We start from the raw sequence: 15,707 nt of genomic DNA on the forward strand, positions 1-15,707 counted from the left end.
ATTTTTGTAGAAATTTAAAAATTATAATCATGTTTGCAGAATTTGCATTTCCCATATTTGAGCGTGCGATTAACGATTATCACGTTATTGACGATGTGTACCAACCCGTACAAAATCCATATGAAAAAGGAACTATTGAGTACTTATTGTATGCAAAAAACTGGGTAGACACAGTGCAATGGCATTATGAAGATATTATTCGTGACCCACAAATAGATCCTGTAGCGGCTTTAGATTTAAAAAGAAAAATTGATGCTTCTAATCAAGTACGTACGGATATGGTAGAGTATATAGATAGTTATTTTCTTCAAAAATATGCAAATGTTCAGGTCAAAGCAGATGCAAAAATCAATACAGAAAGTCCGGCTTGGGCCATTGATAGACTTTCGATTTTAGCGTTGAAAATTTATCATATGAATGAAGAAGCTACAAGAACAGAAGCAACCCCAGAACATAGAGCAAAATGTCAAGAAAAATTGAATGTTTTGTTAGACCAAAAAAATGACATGTTTACTTCCATTAGCCAATTGATTGAAGATATTGAAAATGGTGATAAGTACATGAAAGTATACAAACAAATGAAAATGTATAACGACGAGGAATTGAATCCTGTGTTGTATCAAAATAAAAAATAGTCATCGCTAGATGTCTACACCAATACATATTTTAGTAATAAGGCTTTCAGCTATGGGTGATGTTGCTATGACAGTTCCTGTGTTGAGAGCTTTTTCTATGCAATACCCTGAACATTCTATAACTGTAGTTTCTCGGCCTTTTTTTAAACCCTTTTTTCAAGATATTCCAAATGTAAATTTCTTTGCAGTGGATTTAGTAAAAAGGCATAAAGGATTTCTAGGACTGTTACGCTTGTTTTTTGATTTACGAAAATTAAACATCAATGCTGTTGCTGATTTACACAATGTGTTGCGTTCCAAAATAATCCGAATCTTGTTTTTTCTTTCTGGAAAAAAAGTGGCAGCAACTGATAAAGGCAGAAAAGCTAAAAAAGAATTAACCCGATTAGAGAATAAGATTTTCGCTCCCGTAAAACCCATGTTTCAAAATCATGCAGACACTTTTCAAAAATTAGGTTTTCCAATGGATTTGTCTGTAGTTCCATTTCCTGAAAAAGCAATTTTATCGGAAGCAATTCTTGAAAAAGTACCCTTTGATACCCATAAAAAAAATATTGGAATTGCCCCTTTTGCACAATATGAAAGTAAAGTATATCCTTTCGATTTGATGCAACAAGTAATCCAACAATTAGCGTCTCATTCTCATTATAACATCTATCTTTTTGGAGGTGGAGCAAAAGAAATTCAGTTATTGGAACAATTAAAATCGAATTATTCTAATGTCATTGTTTTGGCTGGTAAATTAACTTTGGAACAAGAACTTATGATAATTTCTAATCTAGATTTGATGCTTTCTATGGATTCTGGGAATGCGCATATCGCAGCCATGTTAGGTATTAAAGTAATTACCCTTTGGGGAGCAACCCATCCTTATGCTGGTTTTAAGCCCTTCCATCAACCGGATGCCTTTTGTATTACTGCAGACAGAACCCAATACCCACTGTTGCCCACATCGGTTTATGGAAATAAAAAAGTTGCAGGATACGAAGACGTGATGCGATCGATTGCTCCACAAACGGTTACCTCTAAAATAGAAAGTGTTTTGTAGAAAACAGTTACTTATTGTATTTTTCCAATTCGTTTAAAATAACAGCTCGTGTTTGTTCTTTCAAGGCTACCTTATGATCTAAAGTCAAGCCTTTGGTTTCAATAAAAGGATGAACTTTTACACGCATACGCCCTGTGGTTCCACTAAAAAAACGAAAAGGAAAGCGTTTTTTATTGTCTATAAAAGTCATCGGAACAATAGGAATTTGATGTTCGATTGCCAAACGAAAAGCACCGTCTTTAAACTCATCCAAAACAATACTTTCATCATCAGGAACACCACCTTCTGGGAAAATACAAATACTTAATCCTTGGTGTAAACGTTTTTGAGCCAATTCAAACACTTTAAAACGGCTTTTACTACTGCTTCGATCTACCATAATGCAAACGCGTTTGAAAAAGAAACCAAAAACAGGAATTTTAGCCAATTCTTTTTTACCAACAAATACAAAAGGATTCTTTTTAACCACTAAAAGCATCAACATAATATCGGTCATAGAAGTATGATTGGCCACTAACATATAACTTTCTCCTTTGACTAGTTTTTGTTCGTATTCTACTTTACGATAAAAACCCATTCCATAAAAAATAAGTTTCGCCCAAAAACGAGCTAAAAAGAAAAATTGAGGATAGGTCTTTTCACTTAAAATAGTGAGAAATAATATTGGAAAAAGAATTAGAATTGGAACAATTACCAAAAGGTAAAACCAAATGTGCCATACAATCCAAAAAGCATATTTTAGTATCTTCATATTTTTAAAACCAAACGTTAGGGTGTCGTTTCCATCATTTTCCTGCTATTCGTTTTATCTTTTAAACGTTGTTTAAAAGGATATCACTACTATCAGGAGTAGACTCAAACAAAGGGTGTTTTTTAAAATTCTCTCAAAAATAGCAATATTATTCAACTCTTTAGAAATAACCTTTTCCCATTTCTGTAAAAGTGGTATTTTTGCGAGAAACAACAAGAAAAAAATGTCAAAAATTTTAACTGGCGTTCAAAGTACAGGAACTCCACACTTAGGAAATTTATTAGGTGCCATTTTACCAGCAATTGAAATGGCAAATGATCCAGCCAATGAATCGTTTCTTTTTATTGCCGATTTACATTCGATTACGCAAATAAAAGACGGAAAAACCTTGCGAGCAAACACCTACAGTACGGCTGCTGCATGGCTTGCTTGTGGATTGGATACGAATAAAGTTGTCTTTTATAGACAATCCGATGTGCCGCAAACCGCTGAGTTGTCTTGGTATTTGAGTTGTTTTTTCCCCTTTCAGAGATTAACCTTAGCGCATTCCTTTAAAGATAAAGCCGATAGATTAGAAGATGTAAACGCAGGTTTGTTTACGTATCCAATGTTAATGGCAGCGGATATTTTATTGTATGATGCAAATATTGTTCCTGTTGGAAAAGACCAATTGCAGCATTTAGAAATCACTAGAGATGTGGCTTCTCGTTTTAATCATCAAATGGGAGAAACATTTGTATTGCCAGATGCCAAAATTGATGATAACACGATGTTGATTCCAGGAACCGACGGACAAAAGATGAGTAAGTCTAGAAATAACACGATTAATATTTTTTTAGATGATAAAGCCTTGCGCAAGCAAATTATGTCTATTCAAACGGATAGCACTCCTCTAGAAGAACCTAAAAACCCCGATACGTGCAATTGTTTTGCTTTGTACCAACTTTTAGCTACTGCTGAACAAACAGCAACCATGAGAGCTAATTATTTAGGAGGGAATTACGGTTATGGTCATGCGAAACAAGCGTTGTTTGACTTGATTGTAGAAAAATTTGAAACTGTACGTGAAAAATACAGTTACTACATCAATAATTTGGATGAGGTGGATGCGTTATTAAAAGAAGGTGCTGCAAAAGCAAGCATAGTTGCTAATGGTGTTTTAGGAAGAGTACGAGTGAAATTAGGGTATTAAGAAAATGTGAGATATAGAAAAGCAGTTCAATTGAGCTGCTTTTTTGATTTTAAACTTTAAGGCAATTCATCATTATCTTTGATTTCTTTTACAACCCATTTCTTTTGTTTATTTGAATAAAAACAAGAAACTTTTTTTCGATTAAAATAGTCAAAAACCTCTAAGTAAGCGTTTTCTTGTGGTTTGTCTATTAAAACCCTACTTAAACTAATAACTGCTAAACCAGTATTATTCCTAACTTCTCCTTCAAAAATGGAATCAACAGGAATTGTTTTAATATTTACAGAACAATTCAAAAAATCACGATTATAAACTGCTCTTGTACCTAAAGAATCATATATAGAGAAGAAATAGTTTTCTGTTCCTTTAATTTCATCTGAAGAAATCTCCCATAATGAGTCAACTATTCCAAAGGTTACTTTTTTATGTTGAGGTATTAGTTTTATAAAATTAGACCTATATTTTTGAATTTCATTGTTTGTCCTTAGCCATTCTTTTGTATTAGCAGTATTTATACTATCTAATTCCTTTTTGGAAATGATTTTACTATGTGTTTCATACGGTGGAGGTATAAATACAGGTTGTTTTTTGTAATAATCTTTAATTATATCAGGCAACACATCGCACAATACTTCTGATTCTAGTTGTTCGTAGGTTTTATCTATACAAGAAAACAATAGTAAAGAAATTAAAAGCACACAAATATTTTTCATGTCAAATTTATTACTTAACAATTTCTTTTACTGTCCATTTATTATTTATTTTTTCTGCCATAACTTCAATCGAATATGGTAAACAACCAAAGGGATGTAATTTAAAATAGGCTTTTGATTTAGTTTTGTTAAAAAGAACTCGTGTTGTACTAATCATTGCAGTAAGATTCCGATCCAATATGAACTCTCCCATAGACGCAATAGTATCGTTATCTAAAAGTTTTATTTTTAATGTAGATTTTACTATTTCATTATTTCTGATTTTTCTTTCTTTTATGCTGTCAAACATGATTTGATTTTGGTTTAAGCAATTAAATTCAGATTTATTGATAGAAAACATGAGTGAATTTAAACCAATATATATTTTGTTTTTTTCTTTTGCTAGTTTCTTTATGTATTCTAATTTACTTTTCAAGTTGATTACAATTGAATCATCTTCTGAAAAAGTTTCATCAATTTTATTTAATAAATCAGAACTTTGTGGTTGTGGTGGAACTAAATCTAATTGAATAAATGGTGGTATAATTTCAGGCAACACATCGCACAGTACTTCTGCTTCTAGTTGTTCGTAGGTTTTATCTATTGTTTTTGTGTTTTCTTTACAATTGATAAAAAACAAGGATAGTATTAAAATAAAAGTACCTTTTCTCATAACACAATATTAATAAGAAAAGGTACTTCAAAAATTAAGCCGAATTTCGACTCGCATTGATATTTCCAAACAAGGATCGGGTTACGATTTTTTCATAAACTGCAATTTGATTTTCATCTGGGTTGTCACTCTCTTTTAAGGCTTTAATTTTTAATAAAGCATATTGCTGTATGGTGAGCAAGGGTAAGACAATTTTTTCACGCATGGCTACCGAAGCTTTTCCATCGGGATAATTTTCCATTAATTCGGTAAAACCAGATATTTTCAATAACAATAGTTTCGTTTCCAAATATTCGTCATGAATAATCGTCCAGAACGCACCATATTCAGGATCTTTTTGCATATAAGCCGTTAATGGGAAAAACGACTTACTCAAAGCCATCATACTATTTTCTAATAGCGTTTTAAAGAATAAGGAGTTCTTGTATAAATTTTGAACATCTTCCCAATTTCCGTTTTCTTCAAAATATTTTAAAGCAGTTCCTACACCAAAAAAACCAGGTACATTTTGTTTCAATTGACTCCAAGAACCTACAAAAGGAATGGCTCTCAAATCGTCTAAATTGAGTTGGGCCGATTGTTTTCTTTTCGAAGGGCGACTTCCAATATTGGTTTTAGCATAATAATTTAAGGTACTCATGTTTTCCAAGTATGGAACAAATTTGGGGTGCTTTTTAAAATCGATATACTTTTGATAACTAATTTCAGAAAGTTTCTGCATCACTTCTTTCTCTTTTTCTGTCAAATGATTTTCTTCATGATGAAAAACCTGATTATTGGCTCCAGCACTCAAAAGATTTTCTAGATTGTAGCGACAAGAATCTAGCGTGCCGAAATTAGAGCTAATCGTTTGTCCTTGAATGGTCAATTGAATTTGCTTGTTTTCAATTTCGGGACCTAAAGAAGCATAAAACTGATGTGTCTTTCCACCACCACGCGCTGGAGGACCACCACGACCATCAAAAAAGACTACTTTAATGTTGTATTTTCTAGACATGGCTGAAATAGCCGTTTTGGCTTTATAAATTCCCCAGTTGGCCATTAAATAACCACCATCTTTGGTACCGTCAGAAAAACCAAGCATAATGGTTTGTTGGTTTCCTCTTCTTTCTAAATGTTCTTTATACGTTTGATTGGTATACAATTGTTCCATAACAACATCTGCCTTTTCCAAATCGGCTACACTTTCAAAAAGAGGCACAATATCTACAGGAGGATTTTTCCAATTGGTCAAACGAAATAAAGACAAGGCTTCCATGACATTTAAAGCATTTTCATTATTACTAATGATATAGCGATTACAACCTAATTCGCCGTTTTTTTCTTGGATGGTTTTAATGGCTCTTATAGAACCCAATGTTGATTTTGTACCTATTTCAGAAAAATCATCTTCATTTAAATTTGCAGTAACCGTGGATAAAATTTCAATTTTTGCAGCTTCGTCTAATTCATTATAATTTACAGAAAATAAAGCTGGATTTTTAGAAATAATATCTTGAAAAACTGCTTGATGAATTTTACTATTTTGTCTAATGTCTAAAGTAGCAAAATGGTATCCAAACACTTTTACTTTATTGAGTAAATCTTCAATCTCATCTAAATACAACGATTGGTGTTTGTGAATTAAAAGGTCTTTCACCTTATTTAATTCGGCAAGTAATTCTTCTTTGGAAATGAAGACGGTTCCTTCCGAATAAAATACGGATCGATACAATTTATTTTCGATAACACTGATTACTTCTTCTACACCAGAAAAGGTTAGTTTTCTTTTTAATTTTCGAATATCTAAATAATAGCATTTCAAAATAGCGGTTCGTAATCGGTCGGCTACTTTTAAGGTTATTTCTGTGGTTACAAATGGATTCCCATCACGATCTCCACCTGGCCAAAAGCCAAGATTTAAAATATCATTTTGCAATACTGATTTTTTCTTAAAAATATTCTTTTGAATGTATTGCATCATTTCACCGACAGTATGGTAGAATACATTTTCCAAATACCAAATTAAACTTACTGCTTCGTCAAAAGGTGTTGGTTTTTCTTTTTTTATAAAAGGTGTTTTTCCTAATTGAGCTAGCAGTTCTTTGATAGAATTCAAGTCATTAATTTTAACTGCTTCGGTTAAATCGGTAATAATTCCTAAAACAGAGCCTGGATAAAATTGGGTTGGATGTGCTGTTAAAACAGTTCGCACTTTAAACTCGTTCAAAAAAGTAATTAATTCTTCTTTTTTAAAACGTTGTTCTGCTCTTTCTTTCATACTACGTAGTGAGCCACTTCCTTCTAAATTGTTTACCACATCAAAAGCCGCATCTTCAATGGCATCAAATAATACCACTTGTCTTTCCACATATTGAATAAAACGAAACATTAAGTCTATTTTCTCTTTTTCAGAAGCGTTTTCGAGATATTTGGTGGTAAAATTTTCAAAAATCTCATCGGGACTATGATTGTTTTTATAGCCTTGCTGACAAACATCTGAAAACAACGGTAATAAAACGCCTGTATTGTTAATTTCATCATAAGGAAGCGTGATAAAAATACTGTTGTAAATATTAAACTTGGAAGCTACGTTTTGTTCAAAACGCTCTAGTTTGGGTAAAGAATACATTGCAAATAAATTTGTCACTAATTTACGGTAATAATTTTAAAGAATTCCTACTAAGACAGTTACAAATTAAACACATTGTTATTTTTTTATGAATTTTTCAAATTAATTCAAATATTTTTCCCGGTAAGGGTCGTATTACGCCTTTTAATTCCATATTTAATAAAATGGATGAGGTTTTAAAAACAGGTAGCGCACATTCTAAGGCAATCGTATCAATTGATTCGGAAATATGGGTTTGTAAATAATTGTATATCTTTTGTTCTTCATCCGATAAAGTAACAAATAATTGTTTTTGTATGGCTTTTTGATTTGTTTTATGTTTGGCTTTGATTTCCCAATTTAACATGTAAAGTATATCGGCAGCACAAGTAAGCGTATGGGCACGTTGGGTTTTAATTAGATTATTACAGCCTTGACTGTATTTATCAGTAGTTCTTCCTGGAACAGCAAAAACATCTCGGTTATAATCATTTGCGATTTGAGCTGTGATTAATGAACCTCCTTTTTCGGCACTTTCAATCACAAGTGTCGCTTCACTCATTCCAGCTACAATGCGATTTCTTTTTACAAAATTTTCTCTATCTGGTTTTGAATTGCTCCAAAATTCAGTAATAAAGCCACCATTTTCTTCCATTTTAACCATATGTTTTTTATGATTTTTGGGATATATTTGGTTTAAACCATGTGCCAAAACACCAATAGTTTGTAGTCCAAATTCCATAGCTGCTTGATGTGCAACGATATCCACACCATATGCAAAGCCACTTACAATTATGGGTTGTAAAGGTGCTAATTCTTCGATTATTTTTCTGGTCATTTCTGAACCATACGTGGTCACCTGTCGTGTGCCTACAATACTAATTATTTTTGAATTGTTGAGGTTTATGTTACCAGAGGTAAAAAGTAGAACAGGTGCGTCAAAGCATTGTTTGAGTTTTTCAGGATAAAAGTCATCTAAATAGTACCAAACTGAAATGTTTTCGTTTTCGATAAAAAGCATTTCTTTTTCCGTTTTTTGAAAAATGGTTGAGTCTTGGAGATTTTTCAGTATGGTTTTGCCAATACCTTCAATTTTAGCAAGAGTTGTGGTTTTACTTTTAAAAACAGCTTCTGCGGAACCGCAATTTTGAATTAGTTTTTTGGCAAGAATATCACCAATTCCTTCCACTTGCAATAATGCAAGCGTGTAGTATAAATCGTTTTGTAACATGGCGTGTAATAAATAAATGGCTTATATAATACACAAAAGTAGGGTTAATTTTGGAATAACCAAATCGAATAAAAAAGGTATCTTAAATTAGATACCTTTTCATTTTAATTCTTTTTTAGTGCTTCTATTCTTTTTTCTAAATTCTTCTTGGCTAATTTTTGAAGGTCTTCTACTGAGTCACTTTCGTCCATAATTTCCAAACCTAAAAGTGTTTCAATAACGTCTTCTTGGGTGACTAAACCGCTAAAAGAACCGTATTCATCAAAGACTGCAGCCATGTGGTTTTTGTTTTGGATTAATTCTTCAAAAAGTTGCGGAACAGGCTGATTTCTTTTGGTTAATATAATAGGTCTTTTGATGGATCCAAGTGTCGCTTCACTATTATTGTTGATGATAGCATCTAACAAATCCGTTTTTAGAACAAGTCCAATAATATTATCAGAGGAATTATCATAAATTGGAATTCTAGAAAAACGAAGGGTTTTATTGTCATTATAAAAGGAAGCAATTGAAGTTGCCGCATTAGCAATTTTTACAACGGTTCTAGGTGTCATGATATCTTTTGCAAAGACAGATTCTAAACTTAGTAAATTTCTTAAAACTTTAGATTCTGATTCTTTAAAGACTCCTTCTTTTTCGGCTAAATCAGCCATAGCAGTAAAGTCATCCCTACTTAAAATAGAAACATGCCCAGAACCACCAATTAATTTGGTAGCCAATTGCAATAACCAAAGGATACCAGTTATCTTTAAAGGAAACATCAAAAAATACAAGGTACTTGTTGTGAAAGATGCTAAAGGTTTCCAAAATTTGGCTCCAATGGTTTTCGGGATAATTTCAGACAGGATTAAGATTAAAAAAGTCATAATGGATGAAACGATTGCAACCGCATTATTTCCATTACCAAATGTTTTCTCTGCTTGAACTCCCACTAAAATAGCGCCAACAGTATGTGCTACTGTATTGAGGGTTAAAATCGTAATTAAAGGTTTGTCGATATCACTTTTTAACGCTTCTAAACGCAAGGCAAATGATTTCCCTTCTCGTTTGTTTACGGTAATAAATGTGTGAGTAACACTTAACAAAACCGCTTCCAAAATGGAACATAAAAAAGAAAAGAAAATAGAAGTGACTGCGTAAATAATTAATAGTGTCATTAATTTAAATTTTAAAATTCTAAAGTAAGCAATAAAAAAGACAAAGCAAACTAAATAATGAATTCCTCTTGAAAATAAACGTTATTTTAAAAGCTTTACGATATCTTTTGCAAAATAACTCGCAATGATATCTGCTCCTGCTCTTTTCATCGCTGTGGTTTGCTCCATCATAATGGCATCATGGTCTAGCCAACCTTTTTCCGCGGCTGCTTTTATCATGGAATATTCACCCGAAACTTGATATACTGCTACAGGTACTTCCGACATGTTTTTAATTTCTCTAACAATATCCAAGTAAGCAATACCAGGTTTTACCATTACAATATCGGCTCCTTCTTCAATATCCATTCTTGTTTCTTTGATTGCTTCTGTTCTATTATGAAAATCCATTTGATAGGTTTTCTTATCTTTTGGAATATCCATCAAATCCACTGGAGCAGAATCCAAAGCATCTCTAAAAGGGCCATAATGTGCAGAAGCATATTTTGCACTATAACTCATAATTCCAGTATTGATAAAGTTTTCTTCTTCTAATAATTCTCTAATATCCAAAATGCGTCCGTCCATCATATCGCTAGGAGCTACAAAATCGGCACCAGCTTGTGCGTGAGATAAAGCCATTTCAGCTAAAAAATTAGAAGTACTATCATTTGCAATTTGGCCGTTTTCAATGATCCCATCGTGTCCATAAATAGAATAAGGGTCTAAAGCTACATCGGTCATCACAATCATTTCTGGAACTGCATTTTTGATGGTTTTAATAGCACGTTGCATTAAGCCATTTGGGTTTAAGGCTTCAACACCTTTATTGTCTTTTAAATTTTCAGGAACTTTTACGAAAAGTAAAACTGATTTTAGACCCATAGCCGCTAGTTCTTTAACCTCTTTTTCAAGTAAGTCTAAGCTATACCTGAAATAATTAGGCATGGACGGAATTTCATCTTTTATGCCTTTTCCATCTACGACAAAAAGAGGTACTAAAAAATCATTGGGTGTAAGTATCGTTTCACGAACCAATGCTCGTAGATTTTCGCTGGTTCTTAATCTTCTGTTTCTTCGTAATGGGAACATATAATATTGTTTTTTAGAAGGATTATGATCGTATATCTATGTAAAAATTTCGTTCACAAAGTTAATGAAATTACTCTAAAATAAAGGTTTTAACAAGGTTTAATACGGATGAAAATTTAAAAATTTAAATTATTAATAGTAAGTTTGCAAAATGAAAAAAATGATACTTTTAAGTTGGTGTTTCCTTTTAACCAGTTGCTTTGAAATAACAGAAAGAATAAAGCACAATAGTAATGAAAGTGGCGAATATAGCTTAAAGGTAGATTTTTCAAAATCTTGGATTCGAACGCGATCTGCTATTTGGTTAGAAGAAGTAGATGGAGTAAGTATTCCAAGTGAAGAAGATATAAAAAACAAATTGGCAGATTTTCAAACAAAGGCTTCTAAAATTGAAGGTATTACCAATGTTGCTACTACTTATAATTTCAAATCGTATATTTTTACAATTACCTTTCAGTATAAGAATTTAGCTACTTTAAATGCTGTTTTAAACAGTATGAATACCGAGGACCCCATTACACATTTTAGCATTTCTAAAGAAAACCTTTTTCAGCGTTATGCTTCGTATCCTATTCCAAAAAATTTGGTAAATAAAGAAGATAAAAAAGAAGATTTGGAAGACGCTCATATTACTACAATTTATACATTCGATAAAGAAATTTCTAAAATTTCAAATCCAAGCAGTAAAATTTCAAAGAACAAACAAACTGTCTTTTTAAAGCATAATATTTATAATGTTTTAAAAAACAACACTTTAATGAATAATACAATTTATTTTAATCCATAATTATGAAAAAACAGTTGCATGTTTTATTACTATTAGCCAGTACTATTGTTTTTGGTCAATCTACTCCTGATGAGTTAGATTATTTTATTCAATTTAATGGAAATCAGTTTTCTAAAAAAGTAGCCTTAGATGAAATATTAAATCATGATGCTTTAAAAAAGATTTCCAATTCCAATTCCGATTTTAATATTAAAGAATATTTGTCTTTTGTTAATTTGGATAAAAATAGCTTTATTCATGGAAATTATACTTCTCACAGTCGTCCTTTTTATCAAATTACAATTCCCATTACAAATAGTCAAGGTCTTAAAGATTTTATTATAAAACAAACTAGCAGTAAAGTTCAGGATTCAATAGGTTCAGCTCTAGTTGAACACGAAAACTATACGGTTTATACGAATCCGAAGGAGTCTGTATCTATGGCATGGAATAAGGAGTATTTGATTTTTATTGAGTTTCTAAAACCTAGGTTAACCCATGACAATTATTCGAACTTATATGATATTCCCTATCCAGATTATGAAGAGCCAGTTGTAGTTGAAGAAACAGAAGAAATTGTAGATGAAGCTGTAGAAGAAGTTGACACAGAAGTTGTAGTAGAAGAAGAAACACCTGAAGAATGGAAGGAAGAAGGAGAAGATCCTGTTGTTTTCATAGAAAATTATGATTATGAAAAAGAAAATGAAGCCTATTTAAAACAACTAGAAGAAGAAAGACTGGAGCGCATTGCCTTACAGCAACAACAGATTGCTTTCTTATTTGAAAATGGGTTTAAGGTACCAACATCTGATAAAATTACAACTAAAGCAGATATTTCGGCTTGGGTAAATTATCAATCTGTTTTTAATTCTATAAAAGATTTTTCAGGCATTATACAATCAATAGCAAAAGGGTCTAGAGATTTTAGTACAGATGATATCGATAGTTTTATTAAAGGAGTTAATTTTAATATGTATTTTGATAATGACCAAGCAAGAATGGAACAGATAGTAGAATATTCTAGTCCGTTAGCTTCTCTAATGAAAAAAGTAGTCAATAGAAAAGTAAACAAGAATATTTTTAAGTATTTTCCAAATGAATCGCCTTTAGCTTATATGAGCTATCACATTAATTCGGAAGAAATGTTAAATGGCTTTCCAGCGATTACGGCACAAATGTATCCAGAGAATAAATTCCTACAAAAAGAAGATGTAGAATTACTAACTGATTTTATTGAAACACTATTAGATGAAAAAGCAATTGCTTCTTTAATGGATGGTGATTTTACATTTTTCTTACATGATATTTCACAAACAGAATATACATACACTTCGTATGAATATGATGAAAATTATGAAGAGATAGCAATTGAAAAGACTGATACAAAAAACACTCCCATTTTTACAGTTGTATTGACTTCCACACATAAAACGATGGGTCAAAAATTATTGAATTTAGCTGAAAGAAAAGGGGGTCTTATAAAAGAAAACAACTATTATAAAGTTAGAGGTGTAGAAAATGAATTAGGAGATTTAAGAATTCTAAAAGAGGGAGATGTTATGGTAATAACCAATGGATATAACCACATCAATCGCCCTAATACTTCATTTAGTACGCAATTCAAACAACAAATGAAACATAATTTTGCCTTTGGTAACTTAAACATGAAAGATTTGATGGCACAATTAGCAGCCAAAGAACATTCTAATAAAGATAAGGATAAGATGCACAAAGTAAGTCAGCAATTTGAAGCGATAGATTTTAAATCGTCTAAAAAGATGGAAAATAACAAACTGCAAATTGAGATGAGTTTGCGTTCTTCAGTTGCGGATAAAAACATTATTTTGCAAACCTTAGATTTAATTTCTATTTTAAATAATTAAAAAAAGAAGGTAGTAAAGTCAAAAGCCGTATTTGTTAGATATCAAATGCGGCTTTGTTTTTTAGAATATTTTCTTTTCAAGTAATTCAAATACTTTTTTTATTTTCTTATTTTCTTTAAAACGATAGCCTACAAAAAAATCGATATACAATTTGGAATTAATTAATTCAGCAGTTTTGGAGTTGTCGTATTGATAATCTCTAAAATTTACTTTAAACCCACCGAATAAATTCTTGTTATTATATCCTAATGCTAAATTTAAATCCAAATTAAAATTCATATTAAGTGATTTTATGATAGTTTGTTCATCAGTTGCTTTTTCGTAATAATAACTCCTTGAATTATTTAACCCAAATCCTGGATGCGCTCCTAATGTGGCAAACCATTTTCTACTTAATATGAAATTATGCATGTAACCGTATTGAAACAAAGCATCAAACGAATACACTTTTAATAATGATTTCTCGTTTTCATCTACTCTTTTCGATTTTAACTTATTGAAATAATAACCAATGGATGGGATAAAACTTCCTGCATTTCTAACTTGTCTTTCGGTCATGTTTTCAAAGGCACGATAGGAAAAATTATTATTCATAATATAAAACGTTTTTCCACCAATAGTTCGAATTTCTAGTTGAGGATAAACATCTAAGGGTGTAGATTGTAATGGACTTTCTACATAAAACCCTCGCGTGTTTTTAAAATCAACTTCTTGTCGCAATCGATCGGTATAAAAAAATTTAAAACTTAAATCCAAGGTTTTTGTTTCACCATAAACAGATTCATCTTTCGCATAAAAATTAGGCGAATAAGAAATGAAAAGGCCTAGGAATTTATAATCAAATGAAAAGCGCAGTTTTGTTTTTTGGTTGGGAACAAATTTACTTTCATCTCCCAATGCCCGATTCAAATTAGGAATGGAATAATTGTCTACATCACTATTCAAATCTATTTTGAAGATCATTTTATCAAAGTAATTTATGCGATACTCTGGATAGTATTTATGATTTTTTGCGTGTAAAACTGCCCCTTCATCTTGAGCATAAAGACGAAAACAAAGTAATAATATGAAACTAAAATAGAATTTCAATTGCTTCTTTTTATATCCAATCCTTCGGTTTTTCTAGTACTTCAATTAGTTTTTCTTCATCACTTCCTTTTTCTGGATGGTGATTATATACCCATTGCACATGAGGTGGTAAACTCATTAAAATACTCTCAATTCTACCATTTGTTTTTAAACCAAACAAGGTGCCTTTGTCATGTACTAAATTAAACTCAACATAACGCCCACGACGAATTTCTTGCCAGGTTCTTTGTTCGTGAGTATAACTTAGATTTTTTCGTTTTTCAACAATAGGTAAATAAGCGCTTAAGAAACTATTTCCAACTTCAGTTACAAACGCATACCAATTTTCCATTGAAAAGGTCTCCGTTTCTTTGCAATAATCAAAAAATAACCCACCAATTCCTCTAGCTTCATTACGATGCGCATTCCAAAAATACGCATCACATTGTTTTTTAAATTTTGGATAGAAAGTTGGATCATGTTTGTCACAAGCGGTTTTACAAGTTTGATGAAAATGAACAGCATCTTCTTCAAAAAGGTAATAAGGGGTTAAGTCTTGACCGCCACCAAACCAACTGTTGATAATAGTTCCATGCTCATCATACATTTCAAAATACCTCCAATTTGCATGAACAGTTGGAACCAGTGGGTTTTTAGGATGAATGACTAAACTTAATCCACAAGCAAAAAAATCAGCTTCACCTACATTGAACAATTTCTGCATTGAATCGGGTAATTTTCCATGAACAGCAGAAATATTCACACCTCCTTTTTCAAATACAGTACCATTTTCAATAACGCGTGTTCTTCCACCACCCCCTTCAGGTCTTGTCCATAAATCTTCTTTAAAAAAAGCGTTCCCATCAATTTGTTCTAAGCCTTTGCAAATTTGATCTTGTAGTTGTTGTATGTAAGCGTAAAATTTATTTTTCATTGTTCATTAATTTATT

Annotated in this window: 14 protein-coding genes; 5 read left to right on the top strand and 9 right to left on the bottom strand. The window is 31.7% G+C overall.

The genetic code is table 11. From position 1 onward, the window contains the following. Positions 1-29 precede the first annotated feature (29 nt). Positions 30-635, top strand: coding sequence for a DUF4254 domain-containing protein (locus tag NHF47_RS03005; protein WP_252763540.1), 606 nt, complete (start codon positions 30-32; stop codon positions 633-635). A 10-nt stretch (positions 636-645) separates the two neighbouring features. After that, complete coding sequence (locus tag NHF47_RS03010) at positions 646-1,683, top strand: glycosyltransferase family 9 protein (RefSeq protein ID WP_252763541.1); 1,038 nt, start codon at positions 646-648, stop codon at positions 1,681-1,683. 7 nt (positions 1,684-1,690) lie between these two features. Here the strand turns inward: NHF47_RS03010 and NHF47_RS03015 are convergent, their stop codons facing one another. After that, positions 1,691-2,434, bottom strand: a complete 744-nt coding sequence (locus NHF47_RS03015) for a 1-acyl-sn-glycerol-3-phosphate acyltransferase (protein ID WP_252763542.1) — start codon at positions 2,432-2,434, stop codon at positions 1,691-1,693. Positions 2,435-2,657: 223 nt separating this feature from the next. Here NHF47_RS03015 and trpS point away from each other — a divergent pair, with 223 nt between their 5' ends. After that, positions 2,658-3,626: a tryptophan--tRNA ligase gene (trpS, locus tag NHF47_RS03020; protein WP_252763543.1), complete on the top strand. Its 969-nt coding sequence runs from the start codon at positions 2,658-2,660 to the stop codon at positions 3,624-3,626. Positions 3,627-3,682: 56 nt separating this feature from the next. Here trpS and NHF47_RS03025 read toward each other — a convergent pair whose 3' ends face one another. From NHF47_RS03025 to hemB, 6 genes are all read right to left on the bottom strand, one after another. Then, positions 3,683-4,339 carry a hypothetical protein gene (locus NHF47_RS03025; RefSeq protein ID WP_252763544.1) on the bottom strand — a complete coding sequence of 219 codons (657 nt, stop codon included), beginning with the start codon at positions 4,337-4,339 and terminating at the stop codon, positions 3,683-3,685. A gap of 10 nt (positions 4,340-4,349) precedes the next feature. Then, on the bottom strand, positions 4,350-4,991 hold the full coding sequence (locus tag NHF47_RS03030; protein WP_252763545.1) for a hypothetical protein: 642 nt from the start codon (positions 4,989-4,991) through the stop codon (positions 4,350-4,352). A gap of 34 nt (positions 4,992-5,025) precedes the next feature. Then, on the bottom strand, positions 5,026-7,602 hold the full coding sequence (locus NHF47_RS03035) for a phosphoenolpyruvate carboxylase (protein ID WP_252763546.1): 2,577 nt from the start codon (positions 7,600-7,602) through the stop codon (positions 5,026-5,028). 97 nt (positions 7,603-7,699) lie between these two features. Continuing rightward, positions 7,700-8,812 carry a DNA-processing protein DprA gene (dprA, locus tag NHF47_RS03040; RefSeq protein WP_252763547.1) on the bottom strand — a complete coding sequence of 371 codons (1,113 nt, stop codon included), beginning with the start codon at positions 8,810-8,812 and terminating at the stop codon, positions 7,700-7,702. A gap of 104 nt (positions 8,813-8,916) precedes the next feature. After that, positions 8,917-9,969, bottom strand: a complete 1,053-nt coding sequence (locus NHF47_RS03045; protein WP_252763548.1) for a CNNM domain-containing protein — start codon at positions 9,967-9,969, stop codon at positions 8,917-8,919. Positions 9,970-10,050: 81 nt separating this feature from the next. Next, positions 10,051-11,040 carry a porphobilinogen synthase gene (gene hemB, locus NHF47_RS03050; RefSeq protein ID WP_252763549.1) on the bottom strand — a complete coding sequence of 330 codons (990 nt, stop codon included), beginning with the start codon at positions 11,038-11,040 and terminating at the stop codon, positions 10,051-10,053. Between the two features lie 151 nt (positions 11,041-11,191). On the opposite strand from hemB, the gene NHF47_RS03055 reads away from it, so the two are divergent. Next, positions 11,192-11,827, top strand: coding sequence for a hypothetical protein (locus tag NHF47_RS03055; RefSeq protein ID WP_252763550.1), 636 nt, complete (start codon positions 11,192-11,194; stop codon positions 11,825-11,827). Between the two features lie 2 nt (positions 11,828-11,829). Further along, the gene (locus NHF47_RS03060) at positions 11,830-13,689 is read left to right on the top strand and encodes a DUF4836 family protein (protein WP_252763551.1); all 1,860 of its coding nucleotides are present in this window, start codon (positions 11,830-11,832) and stop codon (positions 13,687-13,689) included. A gap of 60 nt (positions 13,690-13,749) precedes the next feature. Here NHF47_RS03060 and NHF47_RS03065 read toward each other — a convergent pair whose 3' ends face one another. Both NHF47_RS03065 and hemF read right to left on the bottom strand, forming a co-directional pair. Next, complete coding sequence (locus NHF47_RS03065; protein ID WP_374670039.1) at positions 13,750-14,778, bottom strand: DUF4421 family protein; 1,029 nt, start codon at positions 14,776-14,778, stop codon at positions 13,750-13,752. Positions 14,779-14,788: 10 nt separating this feature from the next. Next, entirely contained in the window at positions 14,789-15,691 is a 903-nt protein-coding gene (hemF, locus tag NHF47_RS03070) for an oxygen-dependent coproporphyrinogen oxidase (protein WP_252763553.1), read from the bottom strand. Positions 15,692-15,707: the final 16 nt, after the last annotated feature.

This window comes from Flavobacterium sp. NRK F7 (genome assembly GCF_024054195.1).
GTDB lineage: Bacteria > Bacteroidota > Bacteroidia > Flavobacteriales > Flavobacteriaceae > Flavobacterium.